This is a genomic window from Pseudomonas sp. MB-090624 (assembly GCF_003205245.1).
Taxonomy (GTDB): domain Bacteria; phylum Pseudomonadota; class Gammaproteobacteria; order Pseudomonadales; family Pseudomonadaceae; genus Aquipseudomonas; species Aquipseudomonas juntendi.
Genome location: NZ_QJRK01000020.1, coordinates 1 through 19,634, shown reverse-complemented (window position 1 = coordinate 19,634; position 19,634 = coordinate 1). Strand labels below are relative to the sequence as shown.

The window sequence follows — 19,634 nt, the reverse complement described above, 5'->3', positions numbered from 1 at the left end:
AAGCCTCACCGAGCTAAGACTGATTTCGCACCCACATGTATAGTGGCCTTCCCGTAGCTTAGTACCCTATGCATGCCAAGCCGCAGCTCAAGACCGACCTCGACGCCTGCAAAACGAGATTTCGCCTTTAGTTGCTGAAGCACGGAACTGACCAACAACGACGTTGCCGAAGAGACTCGTCGATCGGGTATACTTTGTGCAACGTGTTTTTACCAAGCCTGACGCGTATGGAATGCGCAGGGCTCCCCACTCACCACACTCACTATCAGAACCTCAAGGTAGAAAACTCTCGTGAAGATTTTAGTAACCGGTGGTGCCGGCTTCATTGGCTCGGCAGTCGTGCGACACGTTATTTCCAACACCGCAGACTCAGTTGTCAACGTCGATAAGCTTACGTACGCAGGCAACCTAGAATCACTTCAATCCGTCGATCAAAGCGATCGCTATGCTTTCGAGCGTGTGGACATCTGTGACCGCGAGGCGCTAGATCGCGTATTCCGCGAGCATCGGCCCGATGCTGTTATGCACCTGGCCGCTGAATCGCACGTCGACCGATCAATCAGTGGTCCGTCAGAGTTCATCCAGACCAACATTGTCGGAACCTACGTACTTTTAGAAGCGGCACGTGCGTACTGGAGTTCGTTGGAAAAGAGCCTTCAGGGTGCTTTCCGCTTCCACCACATCTCTACCGACGAAGTCTATGGCGACTTGGAAGGCCCAGAAGACCTCTTCACTGAAACCACCCCTTACCAGCCAAGCTCGCCCTACTCGGCCAGTAAAGCCAGCTCGGACCACCTAGTTCGCGCCTGGGCGCGCACCTATGGCCTGCCTACGCTGGTGACTAACTGCTCGAACAATTATGGACCGTTCCACTTCCCAGAAAAGCTCATCCCGCTGGTAATTTTGAACGCTCTGGAAGGCAAACCACTGCCTATTTATGGCAGAGGCGATCAGATCCGCGACTGGCTGTACGTTGAGGACCACGCCCGTGCACTCTATAAAGTGGTGACCGAGGGCAAGGTAGGTGAAACCTACAACATCGGCGGCCATAACGAGAAACAGAACATCGAGGTGGTACGCACGGTCTGCTCGCTGCTAGACGAGCTGCGCCCGGACTCCAAATTCCGCCCCCATGCTGAACTGCTGACCTACGTTCAGGATCGCCCAGGCCACGATCTGCGTTATGCAATCGACGCGAGCAAGATCCAGCGCGAACTGGGTTGGGTTCCAGAAGAAACCTTCGAATCGGGCATTCGCAAGACCGTGCAATGGTACCTGGACAACCCTGAATGGGTTGCACACGTCAAAAGCGGTAGCTATCAGCAATGGATTGACAATAACTACGCCACGCGTACAGGCCAAGCATGAAAATTCTGCTGCTCGGTAAAAACGGTCAGGTAGGCTGGGAGCTGCAGCGCGCGCTGAGCGTCCTGGGTGACGTTGTAGCACTCGACCGACACCCAGCCTCCACACCCTATGGTGAACTTAAAGGTGATTTGTCAGATCTCGACAGCCTTCGAGCCGCCATTAGCGCTGTGTCGCCTCAAGTGATTGTCAACGCAGCCGCCTATACGGCAGTGGATAAAGCTGAGAGCGAACGCGAGACTGCCCATATTGTGAACGCCTTGGCTAGCCAAGTGATGGCGGAGGAAGCCAAGCGCCTGGATGCATGGTTGGTTCACTACTCAACCGACTACGTTTTCGACGGCACAGGTACTACCCCGTGGAGCGAAACCGACAGCGTTGCGCCGGTCAACTATTATGGCGCTACCAAGCTCGAAGGCGAACGACTGATACAGGCTTCGGGCTGCAAGCATCTGATTTTCCGCACCAGCTGGGTGTACGCTGCGCGAGGTAACAACTTCGCCAAGACCATGGTGCGGTTAGCCAAAGAACGTCAAACGCTCAATGTCATCGCGGATCAGGTCGGTGTTCCCACGGGAGCAGATCTGCTCGCAGATGTGGCCGTTTTGGCGCTGCAGCAGGCGCTGCACAACCCGGATCTGGCTGGGGTCTACCACCTAGCTCCGTCGGGCGAAACAACATGGCATGCCTACGCCAGCTATGTTATTGAGTTCGCGCGGAGTCATGGCGAAGATCTCATGGTCGAAGCCGTGAATCCAATTGCCACTACCGAGTACCCTACCCCGGCCAGTCGCCCGTTGAATTCGCGCTTGGATACCGCCAAGCTTCGCAACTCGTTCACGCTGCACTTGCCAGACTGGCAAAGTGGTGTCACCCGTATGCTCATGGAAGATCTGAATAAATGAACACAACCAATCGTAAAGGGATCATTCTGGCTGGTGGTTCCGGAACGCGTCTGCACCCGGCAACGCTTTCTGTTTCGAAGCAGCTCTTGCCTGTTTATGACAAGCCGATGATCTATTATCCGCTGGGCACTTTGCTGCTGGCAGGCATCCGCGACATTCTCATCATCTCCACCCCGCAAGATACGCCGCGTTTCGAGCAGCTTCTGGGCGACGGCAGCCAGTGGGGCATCAATCTGACGTACGCCGTGCAGCCGAGCCCGGACGGCCTGGCGCAGGCGTTTACGATCGGGGCTGACTTCATCGGCAATGATCCCTCGGCACTGGTGCTGGGCGATAACATTTTCTACGGTCACGATTTCCAGTCACTGCTGCTGAACGCTGGTAAGCGCAACGCAGGCGCTTCGGTGTTCGCTTACCATGTGCAGGATCCTGAACGTTACGGCGTAGCGGAATTCGACCAGACCGGTCGTGTACTGTCGCTCGAAGAAAAGCCCGCAATTCCGAAATCCAGCTATGCAGTAACCGGCCTTTACTTCTACGACAACCAAGTTGTCGACCTGGCCCGTGACTTGAAACCGTCCGCGCGGGGCGAGCTTGAAATTACCGATTTGAATAATCTCTACCTGCAGCAAGAGCAACTGCATGTCGAGATCATGGGCCGCGGTTACGCATGGCTGGACACTGGTACTCACGACAGCTTGCTGGATGCGAGCCAATACATCGCAACCATGGAGCGCCGCCAGGGCCTTAAAGTGGCTTGCCCGGAAGAAATTTGCTATCGCGCCGGCTGGATCGACGCCGAGCAGCTTGAGCGTCTGGCACAACCATTGCTCAAGAACGGTTATGGCCAGTACCTGAAAAATCTGCTTAAAGAGAAGATTTTCTGATGAAAGCGATACCCTTGGCCATCCCCGAAGTTTTTCTATTCACCCCAACGGTTTTCGGTGATGAGCGCGGCTTTTTCTACGAAAGTTTCAACGCGCGCGCGTTCAGTGAAATAACCGGCCAACAAGCAGAATTTGTGCAAGACAACCACTCCCGCTCGTCAAAGGGCGTACTGCGCGGCTTGCACTATCAGTTGCCGCCCCATGCTCAGGGCAAGCTGGTGCGGGTGGTGCAGGGCGAGGTATTTGATGTCGCTGTTGATATCCGCCGCTCATCGCCCACCTTTGGTAAATGGGTAGGCGCTGTGTTGTCTGCGCAGAACCATAACCAGTTGTGGATCCCGCCAGGGTTTGCCCACGGTTTCGTCACGCTAAGCGAGACAGCAGAGTTTCTCTACAAGACAACCGAGTTCTATTCACCACAAAGCGAGCGCTGCATCGCTTGGGATGATCCGGAAATCGCGATCGAATGGCCTATTGAATACACACCCTCGCTCTCCGCTAAGGATTGCTTGGGCGTGTCATTGAGTAAGGCAGAGCACTTCGATTGAGGTGATCGCTTGGCGTGGTCGAAATAACGATTAATCGAAGATTTCGACCACGCCTACCACTGCACCTTCCGCGCTGGTGACCGCCAGAGCCCTGATTTTATTGTCCAGCATGTAAGACTCCGCCTCGGAGAGCTGCGCATTTTCAAAAATGGTGTGCGGCTTCCCCGTCATGAACTGAGCAACAGTTTCTTGAGTGATGCCTGGGTTTTCCAGCAGCGCACGGCGGAGGTCACCGTCAGTCACGATGCCTACCAACTGATCGCCTTCCAACACAACAGCCAAGCCGAGACGACTGCGCGTCATCACCAACAGGCAATCGTGGAATCCGGTAGCCCGCGTTACAACCGGGGCCGGTGAATGCATCACATCTTTGACCCGGGTGAGCAGTTTACGGCCAAGGCTACCCCCGGGGTGGTAACGGGCGAAGTCCATAGGTTTGAACTGGAGAGCTTCGATTAACGCAACCGCGAGCGCATCCCCCATGGCCATCGTTGCCAAGGTGGACGTGGTTGGTGCCAGGTTATTTGGGCAAACCTCACGTTCAACCGAGATATCAAGCCAAATGTCGGCGTGCGTCGCCAAGGTGGATTTGCCATTGCCTGTCATGGCAATGATCTTGTTGCCGAATGACTTGAGGCTTGGGATGAGCTTGATTACTTCCTCAGTTTCGCCGCTATAGCTGATGAGAATCAGCACATCCACCGGCTTCAACATGCCCAAGTCCCCGTGGAACGCCTCCGCAGGGTGCAAAAAGAAGCTGGGGGTGCCCGTGGAGGCGAAAGTCGCGACCATTTTTTGACCAATCAGACCTGATTTGCCCATGCCGCACACTACAGCGCGACCTTGACAGCCCAGCAGAAGCTCCACTGCACTTTGAAATTCACCGTTCAAACGATCAGCGAGTTCGTTGACGGCGCGAGCTTGGGCGATGAGTGCTTGTTTGGCAATATTGAGGTGATTCATATTCTTCCATGAAGGATTTGATTAATGGCAAATGTGTGAATTTTAAAGGCTTCACTACGCGGCGCAAAGCGGGACAGCTGACATACCCAAGCCCTCGGTCACGCAGGTTTAGCTTAACCTCCGCTTTGGAACCCTGCGCTGCCGTCAGCTGAACTAACGCCCGTACAACATGAGCAGCGCCAGCACCAGTTGGCGCTGGAGGCAGTGCATAACTCCACCAGCTGACGCATGACTGTGCCGCTTAGCTGGCTGAAAACCTCGAGTGTAAGCTAACCACCGCACAGAGCGCGGGGCCGTAAAGGCCCCGCACCGTTATGCTAGCGCGTGGGGGAAAATGCCCAAAGTTTCATGACTATGTAGTTGAGCACCGGCACCACAAAAATCACCATCAGCAAACCAAAGGCGTAATGCCAACCCAGGAACTCCACCAGCGAGGTGATCGCCAAGGTAAGGGCCAACGACACCAAAGAAACCAGCAAAAAGCGCCGATAGCCAAGAAAACTGGCGGGCGTTTTGAAGGTGAAACGGCTATTGAGGATATACGACATCACGTTGGCAAACATGAACGCCACGCCATTGGCAACATAGGCCGGCGGTGCCAACAGTTCCATCAACGTGACCACGATTCCCGCATGCACTAGAGTGTTGGTCACGCCCACCAGGCCGAAGCGGATGAACTCGTGGTAACGTTGGGGGACTAGATTGATCACTTGATAACATCACGCACTATGTAAACCGGCCGTTTTTTCGACTCGGCAAAAATCCGCCCTACGTATTCTCCCAAAACACCAATGCCAATTAGCTGTACACCACTGGCAAACAGTATGGTGATCATGATCGATGCATAACCCGGCGTGTCAGCACCAAAGAAAATGGTTTTGATCAGCAAGTAAGCGGCGTACAAGAATGACAACGCCGACACTGCACAACCGAGGTAGGTCCAGATGCGCAACGGCGCACTGCTGAAGCTGGTGATGCCCTCGATTGCAAAGTTCCACAGTTTCCAGGTATTGAAGCTTGAGGTACCGTGCTCACGCGGGGCTACTTTGTACTCCACGGTGGTGGTCCGGAAGCCCACCCAGGCAAATAAACCTTTCATGAAGCGTCTTGTTTCAGGGAGGGTTTTCAAGGCTTCAACGACCTTGCGGTCCATCAGTCGAAAATCGCCGACATCGGCAGGAATATCAATGTCGGAAATCCGGTTGTGCACACGGTAGAACCAGTTGGCCGTCAGCTTTTGCACAGCGTGGTCAGTGTCACGGTCGACCCGCTTGGCCAGCACCACTTCTGCACCCTCCTCCCACTTCTGAATAAGCTCGAGGATGACCTCTGGCGGGTGCTGCAGGTCAGAATCAATGGGGATTACCGCGTCACCAGTGGCAAAATCAAGACCCGCAGATATGGCCGCCTCCTTGCCGAAGTTGCGCGACAGGTCGACAACGGTAAGGTAATGGTTTGCTGCTTTGGCTTTGACCAGCTCATCGTACGTGCGGTCACGGCTGCCATCGTTGATACCAATAACTTCGAGCTCGTAGCGGTCGGCGAGCGGTGCGAATACTTCGTTGATCCTGGCGAAAAAAGCTTGTACACCCTTTTCTTCGTTATAAAACGGCGAGACCAGGGAAACTTTTCGCTTTGGCAAAGGGGTCATTGTACTTTACTCCCTGTTGGCTGGAAGCTGCACACATGGGCGAAATCGATTTCTATGCACGCAGGTTGGCGGTCTGCCGGGAACAACGCTTTCACCTGTGCTACTGCAGGGAAATCGCCGCGGTTGAACACATACATCGAATTGGCCATTTGCGAGCCTGCAATTTCGGCCTGAGTGCTTTCCACTGCGCAGTTAGAAGCCGCTCGTGATACATAACCGGTGTTGATCTTCAGGTTATGCACGGAGGCAAAGCGCATGGTTGGCATCAGCGTGTTCAAAATCTGGTCGGCCCGACCGCAACGGAACTTGGGGAAAAAGTACAAGTACTGGGTGTCGGTAGTGAGTTGTTGGTCCCAGGTCGGCTGGGTCAGCACGGCCGCAGCAGGACGTTTGGCGGTATCGACCAGACGGTGGCGCAAGTTGGACAGGTCTGCCAATTGCAGGCCGATCAATACCACCATGCTGACGGCAAATACTTTGGCACCCAAGCGTTTATAGAGGCTCGCAATGGCAAATATCACCACGCAATAACCCACAGGCCAGAAGAACCTGCCCGAGGCACGGAACTGAGAGGTGATACGGTCCATGAATGAAGGATAGTGAAGCGAGACAATTTCATGCACGCCAAGGTAGATGGTGTCTGAAAGCGCGTAGGCGGTGAAGAGGAACATCAGCCATGTCAGTGCCCGGTGTTTGGCGAAGCTGCTCTCGGACGCACTACGGTTCAGCGCCCAGGCAAGCGCAAAGGCCAGCAGCACACCCAGGCCAAGATAGTTGAAGCCTTCATACTGGCCAGGCATTTCAGGGTCGGGGAACTTGATGTACTTGCCACCATGAAACGGTGATAGCAAGTTCATTGAATAAGTACCGAAACCGGACTCTGGTGCTACTTCTACCCGCTCCATGGGGAAGATGGTAAGAAACAGGCTGGCACCGATTATCACGAAGGGAATGGCAGCTCGGGCCAATTCACGCGGTGCGCGCCACGACGGCTGGTGAAACAGCCCGGCAACGTAGATGGCGCTGGCCATTACACAGAGATAGATGTTGACGTAGAACGACGATACCAACAGCAACGTCCAGCCCAGCCGCTCTGGCGTGACCGTGCGACGGCTGCGGACATACAACGCCAGTGCGCAAAGGATAATCCAGTGCGACATCAGCGAGATATGCCCCAGGCGGGTAGTTAGCGCCGGGAACGTCAACAGGCACACCACCAAGGCAAACAGCGCCAACCAGGAATGCACCCGCAATTCACGCAGGATCCACCAGCCGCATACAGCCTGGGCGATGAAGGAAAGCGCGACCCACACACCGAACGGGTTGAACGGCGCGAAGCTAGAAGGTACGAAAACCTTTAGCAGCAACGCGTACAACGGGATCGCGTCAACAAAAGTGGCGCGCGTGCCTTGCGGATAGTTGATGCTGTCGAAAGCCAGTAGCGGGTAGCTGAATGGCGCATTAAAGAAGGCGTTGAACCCAGCGAAGTACTGAGTGACATCATCGACCTCGGTTAACCAATACGAGGATGTCCCAGTGATGAAGCCCGCGGGAAAGTAGCGCAGGACAAAAAACACCCCAATAGCCAGCGCGACCGCAAAGCCGGCTCTCCCCGTTGAGTCTAACTTCAAACGCATTTCCCTATATCCCAAATTTTCTGCTGTGTCGTGACTGGCTTATCAAAACTTGTACTTGTCGATCTCGCCAATGAGTTGCTGTGCGCTGGCCTTCCAGGTAAGCCAAGGCATCTGGCTGGACTGCGGGTGCCGCCCTTCGGCATGCAGCAACAACCATTCGCCAATACTGTCGGCAACTGCCTGGGCATCGGCACCCGAGAAGAACCACGCATGCTCACCCGCCACTTCGCGGAACACAGGGAGGTCGCGGGCAATAATGGGCAGTTGGTATTGCGCAGCTTCAATCAACGGCAGGCCAAAACCCTCACCGTAAGAGGCCGCTACCAGGCAATCGCAGTTGTTATACAGATATTCGAGGTATTCGTCGCTAGCCCCTTCCAGCCAGAGCAGCCGTTTGCCGGCCTCCGGATGGTTGCGCAGCTTGGCTGCCAGGTCGTCGACCAGCCAGCCGTGCTTGCCGACAATTATCAGGTTGGCCTCTACGCCGGCCGCCCAGAGGCGCTCGAACGCTTCCAGTGCCTGGGCATGGCCCTTGCGTGGTTCAAGGGTACCGACCATGAGGAAGTTGGTGTTGTCGGCCAAAGCTTCAAGGCGCTTGGCCGGGTCTTGCGGGAGACCGGTGGAAGGCATGGACTGGTCGATGTCCGCCCCCAGGTGGAACGCGCCAATACGGAACGGGCGTTCGCCTGCCAGGTTGTTTTCGGCCAGCCAGTCGCGCAACTCGTCCGCCACAGCGCGGGAGATGCACAGCGCACCATCGTATTCGGCAACGGCATGGATCCACGTGCGGTAGTGAGCTTGCAGGCTGTCGACGAAGCAGTGCGGCAACTGCAGGATCAGCAGGTCGTATACCACGAAGAAAATGTTCACCCCATGGCTACGCAAGGTATCGAGGTAGCTGCGCTTATGCGGCAACACGTCCATCAGCAGGTCAAGGCACAGGTATACATCGCCAGCGCGGTAGCTGATGGCTTCATCTTCGACGTGCTCGAACGCCTGGCCAAGGAACTTGGCGGTAAAGCGCGAGGCATGGCGGTAAAAAGCTTCGCCGGCGACGGTATATACAGGCCGCACGTCATACGCCGCAGGCGGGTTGGTCAACCATTCCAGCAGGATGCTGCGCACTACCCGTTGGATGCCACTCTTGCCGTCGTGCTTGCTCAGCTCGGAGATATCCACGAACAGTTGTGGCTTGCCAGCCGGGCCCTGTAGCGAGTAGTCAATGGCTTTTGCCAGCCGCTTGATATCCACTGCACCGGGCTGCAACAGGGCTCGGCCAGCAAGGCCGTCGATCAGCGCCTGCAGGGCGTCGGTGGCCTGTTCGACCGCGACCGGTTTATCGGCCTGGGCCAGTGCTTGCTCAAAGGCCTCCACGGCAGCCTTGCCGGTAAGGTCCCACGAGAAGGCTTCAGAGCGCTGCAAACCATGGGCTGCCAGGCGCTCGCGGAACGCTTCATCACCCAGTGCCTGACGCAGCTTTGCCACCAAAGACTGGGTATTGAGCGGGTCGAAAGTCGCTTCCTCCAGCCCGATGACCTCGGGCACGCTGGAAGTATTGGCACCGATAACCGGGGCGCCGCACTTCATCGCTTCCAGCGGTGGCAAGCCGAAGCCCTCGTGCCATGAAGGGAACACGTAGAGCTGGCATGCGTTATACAGTGCAACCAGTTCCTCATCGGTAATGTAGCCGGTGAAGACCAAGTCGGTGTCCCCCAGGCCGTGGCTGCGCGCAGCGGCGCGGTACTGGTCGATATGAAACTGCGGCATCTTGCCTGCAAAAACCAGCTGCACATTGCCAGCTTCCTGGCGAACCTTGGCGAATGCCTCGATCAGCCTTACCAGGTTCTTGCGTTCATCGGCCCCCCCCGAGTAGAGCACGAAGGGGGTGCGCAAGCCGAAGCGCACGGCCTGGGCCTGACGCTGCGCTGCGTCCAGTTGGATGGGCCGGAATATCTCGTCAGCCGCTGTCGACACATTCACAACCTTGGCGGCCTCCAAAGGCAGCAGGGACAGTGCCTCTTGGCGGGCGAACTGGGAAATCGACAGCAACAGGCCGTACTGTTTGAACGCCTCGACCTTGTCCAGGTAGTGCGCCTTGTAGCCCGGGTTGGGGTCCAGGTACTGCCGGGGGCTGACCAGCGGAATCAGGTCATACAGGGTTGCACTGACCAGCGCCCGCTGATCCAGTTGCGGGCTGCCGATCACGGCATCGTCGATATAGCCTTCCACCGGGCTACAGACATGTACCACATCGGGTTGCAAGTCATCGATGCAGGCCTGGCGGATACGCTCGGCCACCTCGCGCCGGGCGCGGTTGGCCGGGTCGCGTGCAGACACTGGGCCTTCGGCGTACCACACGCGAATGTGGCTTTGCGGCAGCAGGCCGATGAACGCTGTGCGGATGCTGTCGATGCTGTCTGACAGCATGCCGTTAAGCAGCAGGTATACCTCATGGCCGTTACTGTTGCGCACGATGCCCTGCGCCAGGGAAAGGCTGTAACGCCCGATACCACGGAAACGGCTCTCGGTTTGCGCGCCCTGCAAGTCAATTACGATACGCATTCAGTGCTTGCTCTTATTCATGGCTTCGCTAAGTGCGCTTTCAATCGAGCGCCCACGCGGTGTCAAGGGTGCGTGGTCGATCACGCCGTGTTGTGGGTCACTGGCCATTGCCACGGGTTCGGTTGCCAGTACCCGGCGAATCTGCTGCGTCAGCCAAGGGCTACGGTGCAAAGCCGCCAGCACCAAGCGTTTTACCGCTGGGCGCCGCTCTACCCAAAGCCGCGCATGCGGTGCCACGCGACGCAACGCAGCCTTGCCGTGCCGGGAAGGCCAGTACAGCACCCGGCCTATCAGGCGCAGCGGCGCGCTAACCCGCCACGAGGTGCTGGAAAGCATTGCCTGCAATTGTTGCTCAACGGCCTGGGCGCGCTGGAAGTGATGATGGCAATTTTCCAGCGCCACGTTGCGCTCTTGCTGCACTGCGCCAAACTGCTGCTGCAGGTCATTGAGAGCTGTCTGGTAGCGATCCTGGATCACCAGCAACTGATGGGTTTGCTGGGCCTGGACCTCGGCCATGATTCGCTGGAATTCAGCGGGTTCGAAGAATGTCGCTCGCACCGTTTCCACCGTGTTGTGCAGTTCAGCGAACCGGCGGTCGATCGCGCGATCGTAGCGGTGCGCCAGTTGGTCGAGTGAGATGCCATAAGCCGCCTCGAACATGTCGTTAAAGGGCTGCAACTGGCTTGGGCTAGCGGCTTTCTGCGCTACCACGGCGTAGTCCGGGCTGACGCTGAACAACACGTTCAACACGCCAAGGGGCGCTTGCTCGTCATGGACTTCAGGCGGTTCCTGCAACCGCACAATCTTGGCCCGGGCAAACCCGCTGTAATCCGCCAGAAACGACATCAGCAGGCTGGGCAAAGGTTGTTCGTGGGTTGGGTCAAGGTAGAAATTGTTGGTGCCAACCGTCACGTTTTCAGCGTTGGGGGTTTCCAGAATCAGCAGCCCGGCAGGGCGCAGTACCCGCAAAGATTCGGCAACCAGTTCCTGCAAAACGGCAAACGGCAGGTGCTCGGCGATATGAAACCCGCTTACCGCCACCTGGCTGTTATCGGGCAGCTTGCGCAGCGCGCTCAGCACATCATCCTTGTTCGCCGGCAGCTTGAGCGCTTCGCAGGCTTCCAGCATGCCGTCGTCCAGGTCTACACCCAGTGGTGAAAAGCCCTCGCGCACCATCAGCTCCAGCCACTCTCCACGGCCACAACCTAGATCAAGTACAGGGCAGTCAGCGTACAACGCCTTGAGCGGTTCGAGGAACGGCAGATAGGCCTGGAGCCGCTGTGTGATCGTCTCGCGCGAACCACGGTAACGGTCCTCGAAAGCCCTGTAAAAACCTGCATTCATCAATTGCACTCCACTGTAGGCGGGATCCACGCAAGGCCTACGAAGTTCTGTTCGGACATGTTCACCACATTGAACACCAACGCGAGGTCACGCCACTCATAGTTATCAGCGATATGGCTGTCGGTGGCGTGCAAGGCAACAGCCACCGAATAAGATCCCACCCCCAGGTTTGCCGGGAAGCGGAAGGCGTAGGTCAACCTTGTACCCGCCGCAAGGTCGGTGCGCACGCACTGCAGGTGGTGAGTGTTGGTACCAAAGACGTCCTGGCCAAGGCGGTCCTTGATCACATAACCCACCACCAATTCCGGCAAGCGTGCATGCACCTGGACGCCGATACTCAAGCAAACGGCCTCTCCGACCGTAATGTACTCAACCGGCGCGCCCTCGGCGTTAAGCAGTGCCACCTTGGCAATACTGGCCTTCCCGCTACCTGAACGCGTTTGCACGCTACCATCCTGCAAGGTCTGGACCTCGACCGTGGCGTTTTCTTTCTGTGCGATGATGGCGTTGTAGTAATCCATTACTTCTTCGGGCGGCCCGTCCTTGATCACGGTACCGCCGTCCAGCAGAATCGCGCGGTTGCACAAGGCCTGGATCGCGCCACGGTCGTGGGACACGATCAACAGTGTGGTACCGGCCTTTTGAAATTCCTTGATACGGCTAAAGCTTTTGTGCTGGAAATAGCTGTCACCTACTGACAACGCCTCATCAATGATGAGGATTTCCGGCCGAAACGCGGTCGCCACCGCGAACGCCACGCGCATCTGCATGCCGCTTGAATAGGTACGCACGGCCTGGTCAAAGTACTCGCCAATTTCGGCGAACGCTTCAATGTCGGCTATGACACCGTCGATCTGCTCCGTGCTGAACCCCATCAGGCCAGCGGCGTGGTAGGCATTCTGGCGGCCGGTAAGCTCGGCATTGAAACCCATACCCAGCTCAAGAATAGCGGCGATACGCCCGTGTACCTGCACGCGCCCTTCGGTAGGCTGCAGCGTACCGGTAATCATCTTCAGCAGGGTCGATTTGCCAGCACCGTTCTGCCCTACCAGGCCAATGGCTTCGCCGGCCTCAATGTTGAAGCTGACGTGCTTGAGCACCCAGTGCTCGCTGCTGGCCTTGACCGGCATATAGAACCAGCGTGCGATACGTTGCCATTCCGAGCGATAACTGCGGTAGGCCTTGCCCACGTTGTTGACGGACATGAGTGTCATAGGGAGTCCACCATTTCAGCCGAGGCTCGACGGAACAGGAACAGCCCCAACACCATCAGGCCCAGGGCGATGCCAATGGTGACACCCAACCCGGCGATATTCGGCGCGAGTTTGTACACCATTACATTGTGGTAGGAAGTGACGATGGCATACATGGGGTTGATGTCCAGCGTGCCCTTCAGGTAGTCGGGCACGATATTCACCGAATACACAATCGGGGTGAACCAGAACCACACCTGCAGGATGATCGGTACGACCTGGCCGATGTCGCGCAGGAATACATTCATCACCCCCAATACCAACCCGAGCCCCACGGCAAATGCCACCACAACCAGCGTCAGCGGCAATAACCAGAGCATCTGCAGGTTGGGTGCATGCCCCAGCACTGCAAAAATGATCATCACTGCCACAAACAACAGCAAGTTATTGAGCAGGCACGAGCCCACCACAATCACTGGAAGGGCGATGCGTGGAAAGCGCATCTTCTTCATCAGGTTACCTTGGTCGATGAACACCGTAAGGCAACGCCCGACGATCTCGGCGAAAAGGTTCCACGCCAGGATGCCGGCAATCAGGTAGAGCGCATAAGCATACTTGTTGTCGATACCCGGCAGCCGCGCGCCGAGTACATTCGACAAAATCAACGCATAGATGGCTACTTGCGCCAGAGGGTGAATGATCATCCACAGGCCACCGAGCTTGCTGCGCGCGAACCTGGAGATGAATTCGTTTTTGATGGAAGTAAAGATGAAGCCTCTGTAATCCCAGATGCCCCGAAGCATGCCAAACATAGTTATCCCTGGATCAGGCCGGCGATTTCAGTCACGCGTTGCGCTACCAGCGCTTGATCACCGCGGCTTTCAACATTCAACCGCAGCAACGGCTCTGTATTGGAGCCGCGCAGGCTGAAACGCCAGTCGGCAAATTCGACACTGATGCCATCGGTACGGTCCACACTCGGCGCCTGGGGCAGGTAGAAGGCCAGGATCTTATCGATAGTGCCTGCTACATCGGCCACTTCATAGTTGATCTCGCCGCTACACGGGAATGCCGCAATACGCTCATCCACCAGTTGTGCCAGGCTCTTTCCAGTCACGCTCATCAGCGCGGCTACCAGCAGCCACGGGATGTTCCCGCTATCGCAGTAGGCAAAGTCGCGGAAGTAATGGTGCGCGCTCATTTCGCCCCCGTATACGGCGTCTTCGGCGCGCATGCGTTCCTTGATGAAAGCGTGACCGGTTTTGCTCTGGATGGCCTGGCCACCGGCAGCGCTGACTTGCTCGATGGTGTTCCAGGTAAGGCGAGGGTCATGAATGATCTTGCTGCCTGGGTGCTTGGCCAGCAGCATTTCGGCCAGCAGGCCGACCACGTAGTAGCCCTCGATGAAACGACCTTGGCTATCGAAGAAAAAGCAGCGGTCGAAATCACCGTCAAACGCGATGCCCATGTCTGCCCCAGTGTCCAGAACGGCCTGGCGGGTAAGGTCCCGATTCTCTGGTAGCAGCGGGTTGGGGATGCCGTTGGGGAAGTGCCCGTCCGGCTGGCCGTTAATGATGGTTATCGCCAGCGGCAGGCGCGCCTTCAGCAGTTCCAGCACGGGGCCGACCGCGCCGTTGCCCGGGTCGGCCAGCACTTTCAACGGCTTGAGCGCGGCGAGGTCAATATAGGTCAGCAAGTGGTCGATGTAGGCGGTTTTATCAAACGCTTCGCGCACGCTGCCAGGGTGGGCGGCCTGCGGGCCAAGGTCGCCGGCTTCGACGCGGTGGCGGATATCGGTGAGGCCGGTGTCGCCACTGATGGGGCGAGACTGCTCGCGGACCAGCTTCATGCCGTTGTAGCCCTTGGGATTATGGCTAGCGGTGACCATGATGCCGCCATCGGCCTGGTAGTGGCTGGTAGCGAAATACACTTCTTCGGTACCGCACAAGCCGATGTCGATTACATCGGCGCCGCCTTCGGTCAGCCCTTTTATCAGGGCACGGGACAGGCCAGGGCTTTCCAGGCGCATGTCCCGGCCAACGATATAACTGCGCCCGCCCAACTGGGCCACCAGGGCGCGGCCTATACGGTAGGCGATGTCATCGTTGAGGTCAGCGGGCACTTGGCCGCGGATGTCATAGGCTTTGAAGCAGCGGGTCTGGATAGGTGCGTACATGCATCTCTCTCGGTGCGCAAGCGCAAAACAGGTTCCGACTGGAAGGGGATGACCGGCGAAGAATTGCCGCATGAAAACCAGCCCCGCGCCCGACTGGCAGGGGGCCGACAGCATAACCGGTGTCAGGCGTTGCAACGCCCGTACTTGTCCTCGAAGCGAACAATGTCATCCTCGCCGAGGTAATCACCACTCTGCACTTCGATCAGCACCAGGTCGATGACGCCGGGGTTTTCCAGACGATGCCTGTGGCCTGCGCGAATGAAGGTGGACTCGTTAGTGTTGAGCATCAATTCCTGGTCGTCATTCACCACCACCGCCATGCCGCTGACCACAATCCAGTGTTCGCTGCGATGATGGTGCATTTGCAACGACAAGGAAGCCTTGGGCTTGACCACGATACGCTTGATCTTGAAGCGCTCGCCATTTTCCAGTGTGGTATAGGTACCCCAAGGGCGATGCACGGTCTGATGCAACAGGTGTGCCCCATGGCCGTCGTTTTTCAGGCGCTTGACGATATGCTTCACGTCCTGGGCGTGATCCTTGTGGGCGATGAGCAAGGCGTCGGGTGTATCCACTACCAGCAGGTTTTGCACGCCCACCAGTGCAGCCAGGCGGTTCTCGGAATTGACATAGTTATCGCGCGCGTCGTAGGCCATTACCTCGCCTTCAAAGCGGTTGCCGAACTCATCCGGCGGAGTCAGCTCACTGACCGCGTTCCACGAGCCGATGTCGCTCCAGCCAATATCGCATGGCACGGTAGCCACTTTGCGAGAGCGCTCCATCAAGGCATAGTCGATGGAGATATCTGGCACCTTGGCAAAACTGTCAGGCTCAAGCGCCAGGCAGCTGTAACCGGTGGAGGTGGAGCGGCGGGAAGCCTCCAGGGTGTGCTCCACGGCTTCGAGCACATCGGGGGCATGGGCCCTGAACTCATCAATGACGGCGCCGACCTGGAAGCAGAACATGCCCGCATTCCAGAAGTAGTTGCCGGCAGCAACGTAGGCCTCGGCTGTTTTCATGTCTGGTTTCTCTACGAAACGCTCGACTTTGAGGCCACCTTCCAGCGCTCCGCCGGCAGCGGCCTCGATGTAACCGAAACCGGTTTCGGGATACTGCGGCTTGATGCCGAACGTAACCAACCAGCCTTGCTCGGCCAGGTGCAGAGCTTTTCCGACGGCATCGGCAAATGCCTGTTCATTCTGGATAAGGTGGTCGGCAGCCAGCACCAGCATGTGCACATGAGGGCCGTGGGTCTGGTGCAACTGCAGCGCAGCGGCAGCCACGGCAGCCGCGGTATTACGGCCGAAGGGCTCAAGGATGTAACCCTGGGCATGGCCTTGGGTATTGATGCTGCGGTACTCGTCTTCGGTCTTGAACAACAGTTCCCGGTTGGTGACAGTCAGTACTTCGACCACACCCTCCAAGCGCGCGGCGCGCTGGAAGGTTTTCTGTATAAGATTCTGCCCGTCGGGCAGGGCCATGAATGGCTTGGGATGAGCCTCACGGGAAACTGGCCACAAACGGCTGCCAACGCCACCGGAAAGAATTACCGGGATCAATTCCATAATCGAGTCCTTAACGGCCACTTGAAGTTGTCAACCTCAGGGAACCTGCATCTGTTTTTTATCACTGAACACCACCGCGGCAGCCGCAGCGGCGCATAAATATACGCGTTTAGCGAGTTTAATCCCTAGCCATCCATAGGCTGTAGAGGCAAGCTTCGGCGCTAGAATACCAGAGATTTACCCGCCAGGTTGGGCGCCCCTCCCTGTCCATACGGCTTCCGACGTACCAAGGAGCCAAGCACCTAACCACCTGTAAAGCCCTTGAAACGGATGAGGGCGCGGTTGAGACAACAGAGATCGCCAATGTTCTGAGCGCGACCTGTTTATTTGCCTATAAAAACCGCCATTGGTCGGTTCGCTTCAGCCAGACGATGCTCAAGCGCCTGCTTCAATGCGGTTTTCGCCTGCCGCTCACCATGCACTAAAACAACTTTTGCGGGAGGCGATGGAATACCCTCGATAAAACTTATCAAACCTTCCCTGTCTGCGTGGCCCGAGTAGCCACCAACCGTTAGCACCTTCGCTTTGATCTCATGCGTCTTGCCGCTCAGCTCGATCTGCAAGAAGCCTTCCGCGCCTTCACTGGCCTGTATCACCGCCCCTGGCGTCCCCTTGGCCTGGTGGCCGACAAAAATTATTTCATGCCGAGGGTCGCCGAGCATGGCCTCCAGGTAATTGACGATTCGACCACTTGAACACATGCCATTACCTGCAATCACGATCGCCGGGCGCCCGGTACTCTTGAGGTAATTGACCACCTGTTGGTGGCGGGCATGGGTGTCCACACTGATCAGCTGACTGAAACCGAGCGGGTCGCGCCCTTCAGCCAGGCGAGCCCTGGCTTCAGCGTTCCAGTACTCGTGCAGCTCGCTGTAAACGCGGGTAATACGCTGGGCCAAGGGTGAGTCGAGGATGATGGGCAACTGCGACCAGTTGACGGGATCTTCGTCACCCGCTCCGCCGCGGGCTCCGGTCAATGCCTTGCGGTGCAGAATATCCTCTATTTCGTACAGCAGCTCTTGCGTACGCCCCAGGCTGAAGGCCGGAATCAGAATGGTGCCTTTGTCGGCCAAGGCGCGATCAATTGCCGCCTCCAGCTGCTGCTGCCGACCGCCCTTGACCGGGTGCAGGCGGTCACCGTAGGTACTCTCCAGCACCAGCACATCTGCCCGCTCTGGGGGCCGAAGCGGGCGCAGCAATGGGTTGGCACCATTGCCCAGGTCGCCTGAAAACACGTAACGGGTGTTGATACTTCCATGCAACAGGTCGCACTCGACATATGCCGACCCAAGCAGGTGCCCTGCACGCTGCAAGCGGATACGACACTGCAAACCCGGCTCCATCACCACTTCATGCCACTGCTCGAAGGGCAAAGGCACAATCAGGCTTGTGACCCGTTCAAGGTACCGCGCCACCTGAGCAGGCTCGCGGTTGATGCCCACCCTGTAGGCGTCCTCCAGTACCAGCGGCAATAGCCGCGCCGATGGCTCGCTGCAGATTATGGGGCCGCGGTAACCTGCAGCCAGCAGCGCAGGTATGCGCCCGACATGGTCCAGGTGTACGTGGGTGACGATTAGCGCGCGAATGCCCTGAATATCGAAGCTGAGCGGCGCGGACTCTGCACCAGGCGGCGCATCGGTGCCCTGTTCCAACCCACAGTCCACCAGCAAACTGCTACACGAGGCCAAGTGCAACTGGTGGCAGGACCCAGTCACACCCCGGGTGCCACCGTGATGGAAAAGGCAGGGGAACTCCATGCTACGCACACTCAACTTGGCCATAAATGAAGTGGGCTATTACTTCATGGCGGCCAGCCTGTGCATAGGCGGACTATTCCCAGGAAAGCGTAGGAAATTTCCTTAGTTACCGCTCAATGCCGCTTGCCGGGCAGAGGCCTTGATCTTGCGCTTGCTGCGTTGAACGCCGTATGCGCCCAGTAGCGGGCCTATAGCCAGGCCGATGACAAGCGCTGCCAGCACCAAGACAGCTACGGGCATTTCCGGCGCAGCCCAGCCGAACAGCACCAGCGCAACGGGCTGCTGGTTCTCCAGCACGAAGAACAACACCACCGCCGCCAACAGCAGCACGAAAATAGCCGCCAGGGCGCGCTTCAGGTTACGCATCAGATTGCTCCTTGAGTGCTCAGGCTTCGGCCTCGTCTTCTTCGTTGACCCGGTCGCGCAACTCTTTGCCGGGCTTGAAGTGCGGTACGAACTTGCCTTCGAGGCTGACCGACTGGCCGGTCTTGGGGTTACGCCCTACGCGTGGGGCGCGATAGTGCAGCGAGAAGCTGCCAAAACCGCGGATCTCGATGCGGTCGCCGGTAGCCAGGCATTGTGACATCTGTTCAAGCATGGTCTTGATGGCCAACTCCACGTCCTTGGACGAGAGCAGCCCTTGATGGGTGACAATACGTTCGATCAGCTCCGACTTCGTCATATTTTTCCCTTCGTTATCAAGCAGCTAGATCATTGCTTAAGCAGGTTGTAGCACGCTGGGAAGGATTTGAACAGGGTGCATCTTGACTTAATAAAAAATTTCAAGATTGAAGTTTTACCGGAATGGTCTAGGGAGGCCGCGCCGCGCGGGCGGCGCTCGATTTGCGCACCACCACATCCCCCACGCCAAGCACCCCGGGGCTACCCCGGTATCTCATGCCATGCGCCGTGCCGGTGAAGGTACGGCGATGGAGCGGCATTGCCCGCGAGGCCGCGCCGCCCGCGCGGCGCATCGCGAGCTGCGCTCGCTCCTACGTTTGTTTCGGGCCAATTATGCCTGGGGGATTTGCGCGCGAACCCTTTGGCGCATGCCTCAATATCGCGTCGTATGAACCAGGCG

At 57.5% G+C, this 19,634-nt stretch carries 17 protein-coding genes; 4 read left to right on the top strand and 13 right to left on the bottom strand.

The window, feature by feature from the left end; all coding sequences use genetic code 11:
- The first annotated feature begins 291 nt into the window (after positions 1–291).
- Genes rfbB through rfbC form a run of 4 tightly spaced genes read left to right on the top strand, consistent with a single transcriptional unit; the run spans position 292 to position 3,705 of the window.
- Positions 292–1,368, top strand: coding sequence for a dTDP-glucose 4,6-dehydratase (gene rfbB, locus DMX12_RS12760; protein ID WP_110677896.1), 1,077 nt, complete (start codon positions 292–294; stop codon positions 1,366–1,368).
- Positions 1,365–2,270, top strand: coding sequence for a dTDP-4-dehydrorhamnose reductase (gene rfbD / locus DMX12_RS12755; protein ID WP_110677894.1), 906 nt, complete (start codon positions 1,365–1,367; stop codon positions 2,268–2,270). The genes rfbB and rfbD overlap by 4 nt, the downstream gene beginning before the upstream one ends.
- Positions 2,267–3,157 (top strand): glucose-1-phosphate thymidylyltransferase RfbA, encoded by an 891-nt coding sequence (rfbA, locus tag DMX12_RS12750; RefSeq protein WP_110677892.1) that lies wholly within the window; start codon positions 2,267–2,269, stop codon positions 3,155–3,157. Before rfbD ends, rfbA begins: the two co-directional genes overlap by 4 nt.
- Positions 3,157–3,705, top strand: a complete 549-nt coding sequence (rfbC, locus tag DMX12_RS12745; RefSeq protein WP_110677890.1) for a dTDP-4-dehydrorhamnose 3,5-epimerase — start codon at positions 3,157–3,159, stop codon at positions 3,703–3,705. The genes rfbA and rfbC overlap by 1 nt, the downstream gene beginning before the upstream one ends.
- A gap of 30 nt (positions 3,706–3,735) precedes the next feature.
- Here rfbC and DMX12_RS12740 read toward each other — a convergent pair whose 3' ends face one another.
- The 13 genes from DMX12_RS12740 to ihfB all read right to left on the bottom strand — a co-directional run bounded on the left by DMX12_RS12740 (position 3,736) and on the right by ihfB (position 19,235).
- Positions 3,736–4,668, bottom strand: coding sequence for an SIS domain-containing protein (locus DMX12_RS12740; RefSeq protein WP_054913318.1), 933 nt, complete (start codon positions 4,666–4,668; stop codon positions 3,736–3,738).
- A gap of 317 nt (positions 4,669–4,985) precedes the next feature.
- A complete protein-coding gene (locus tag DMX12_RS12735; RefSeq protein WP_054913319.1) occupies positions 4,986–5,378 on the bottom strand; it encodes a GtrA family protein in 393 nt (130 codons plus the stop codon).
- Complete coding sequence (locus DMX12_RS12730) at positions 5,375–6,319, bottom strand: glycosyltransferase family 2 protein (RefSeq protein ID WP_054913320.1); 945 nt, start codon at positions 6,317–6,319, stop codon at positions 5,375–5,377. The genes DMX12_RS12735 and DMX12_RS12730 overlap by 4 nt, the downstream gene beginning before the upstream one ends.
- On the bottom strand, positions 6,316–7,956 hold the full coding sequence (locus tag DMX12_RS12725; RefSeq protein WP_110677888.1) for a DUF6311 domain-containing protein: 1,641 nt from the start codon (positions 7,954–7,956) through the stop codon (positions 6,316–6,318). The genes DMX12_RS12730 and DMX12_RS12725 overlap by 4 nt, the downstream gene beginning before the upstream one ends.
- A gap of 42 nt (positions 7,957–7,998) precedes the next feature.
- Positions 7,999–10,518, bottom strand: coding sequence for a glycosyltransferase (locus tag DMX12_RS12720; RefSeq protein WP_110677886.1), 2,520 nt, complete (start codon positions 10,516–10,518; stop codon positions 7,999–8,001).
- A complete protein-coding gene (locus DMX12_RS12715) occupies positions 10,519–11,862 on the bottom strand; it encodes a class I SAM-dependent methyltransferase (protein ID WP_110677885.1) in 1,344 nt (447 codons plus the stop codon).
- Positions 11,862–13,076 carry an ABC transporter ATP-binding protein gene (locus tag DMX12_RS12710; protein ID WP_110677883.1) on the bottom strand — a complete coding sequence of 405 codons (1,215 nt, stop codon included), beginning with the start codon at positions 13,074–13,076 and terminating at the stop codon, positions 11,862–11,864. The genes DMX12_RS12715 and DMX12_RS12710 overlap by 1 nt, the downstream gene beginning before the upstream one ends.
- Positions 13,073–13,867: an ABC transporter permease gene (locus tag DMX12_RS12705; protein WP_110677881.1), complete on the bottom strand. Its 795-nt coding sequence runs from the start codon at positions 13,865–13,867 to the stop codon at positions 13,073–13,075. Before DMX12_RS12705 ends, DMX12_RS12710 begins: the two co-directional genes overlap by 4 nt.
- A gap of 2 nt (positions 13,868–13,869) precedes the next feature.
- Positions 13,870–15,231: a phosphomannomutase gene (locus DMX12_RS12700; protein ID WP_110677879.1), complete on the bottom strand. Its 1,362-nt coding sequence runs from the start codon at positions 15,229–15,231 to the stop codon at positions 13,870–13,872.
- 122 nt (positions 15,232–15,353) lie between these two features.
- On the bottom strand, positions 15,354–16,796 hold the full coding sequence (locus tag DMX12_RS12695; RefSeq protein ID WP_110677878.1) for a mannose-1-phosphate guanylyltransferase/mannose-6-phosphate isomerase: 1,443 nt from the start codon (positions 16,794–16,796) through the stop codon (positions 15,354–15,356).
- A 323-nt stretch (positions 16,797–17,119) separates the two neighbouring features.
- Entirely contained in the window at positions 17,120–18,553 is a 1,434-nt protein-coding gene (locus tag DMX12_RS12690) for an MBL fold metallo-hydrolase RNA specificity domain-containing protein (protein ID WP_110677992.1), read from the bottom strand.
- Between the two features lie 102 nt (positions 18,554–18,655).
- Positions 18,656–18,919, bottom strand: coding sequence for a lipopolysaccharide assembly protein LapA domain-containing protein (locus DMX12_RS12685; RefSeq protein WP_009685995.1), 264 nt, complete (start codon positions 18,917–18,919; stop codon positions 18,656–18,658).
- Positions 18,920–18,938: 19 nt separating this feature from the next.
- On the bottom strand, positions 18,939–19,235 hold the full coding sequence (ihfB, locus tag DMX12_RS12680) for an integration host factor subunit beta (RefSeq protein ID WP_003252675.1): 297 nt from the start codon (positions 19,233–19,235) through the stop codon (positions 18,939–18,941).
- Positions 19,236–19,634 lie beyond the last annotated feature (399 nt).

What these genes read in the sequence shown, in the direction of transcription:
- rfbD (WP_110677894.1), top strand. Translation starts at nt 1,365, where the DNA reads ATGAAAATTCTGCTGCTCGGTAAAAACGGTCAGGTAGGCTGGGAGCTG.
- rfbA (WP_110677892.1), top strand. Translation starts at nt 2,267, where the DNA reads ATGAACACAACCAATCGTAAAGGGATCATTCTGGCTGGTGGTTCCGGA.
- DMX12_RS12710 (WP_110677883.1), bottom strand. Translation starts at nt 13,076, where the DNA reads ATGACACTCATGTCCGTCAACAACGTGGGCAAGGCCTACCGCAGTTAT.
- DMX12_RS12705 (WP_110677881.1), bottom strand. Translation starts at nt 13,867, where the DNA reads ATGTTTGGCATGCTTCGGGGCATCTGGGATTACAGAGGCTTCATCTTT.
- rfbC (WP_110677890.1), top strand. Translation starts at nt 3,157, where the DNA reads ATGAAAGCGATACCCTTGGCCATCCCCGAAGTTTTTCTATTCACCCCA.
- DMX12_RS12695 (WP_110677878.1), bottom strand. Translation starts at nt 16,796, where the DNA reads ATGGAATTGATCCCGGTAATTCTTTCCGGTGGCGTTGGCAGCCGTTTG.
- DMX12_RS12725 (WP_110677888.1), bottom strand. Translation starts at nt 7,956, where the DNA reads ATGCGTTTGAAGTTAGACTCAACGGGGAGAGCCGGCTTTGCGGTCGCG.
- DMX12_RS12700 (WP_110677879.1), bottom strand. Translation starts at nt 15,231, where the DNA reads ATGTACGCACCTATCCAGACCCGCTGCTTCAAAGCCTATGACATCCGC.
- DMX12_RS12740 (WP_054913318.1), bottom strand. Translation starts at nt 4,668, where the DNA reads ATGAATCACCTCAATATTGCCAAACAAGCACTCATCGCCCAAGCTCGC.
- DMX12_RS12715 (WP_110677885.1), bottom strand. Translation starts at nt 11,862, where the DNA reads ATGAATGCAGGTTTTTACAGGGCTTTCGAGGACCGTTACCGTGGTTCG.
- ihfB (WP_003252675.1), bottom strand. Translation starts at nt 19,235, where the DNA reads ATGACGAAGTCGGAGCTGATCGAACGTATTGTCACCCATCAAGGGCTG.
- DMX12_RS12720 (WP_110677886.1), bottom strand. Translation starts at nt 10,518, where the DNA reads ATGCGTATCGTAATTGACTTGCAGGGCGCGCAAACCGAGAGCCGTTTC.
- DMX12_RS12690 (WP_110677992.1), bottom strand. Translation starts at nt 18,553, where the DNA reads ATGGAGTTCCCCTGCCTTTTCCATCACGGTGGCACCCGGGGTGTGACT.
- DMX12_RS12730 (WP_054913320.1), bottom strand. Translation starts at nt 6,319, where the DNA reads ATGACCCCTTTGCCAAAGCGAAAAGTTTCCCTGGTCTCGCCGTTTTAT.
- DMX12_RS12685 (WP_009685995.1), bottom strand. Translation starts at nt 18,919, where the DNA reads ATGCGTAACCTGAAGCGCGCCCTGGCGGCTATTTTCGTGCTGCTGTTG.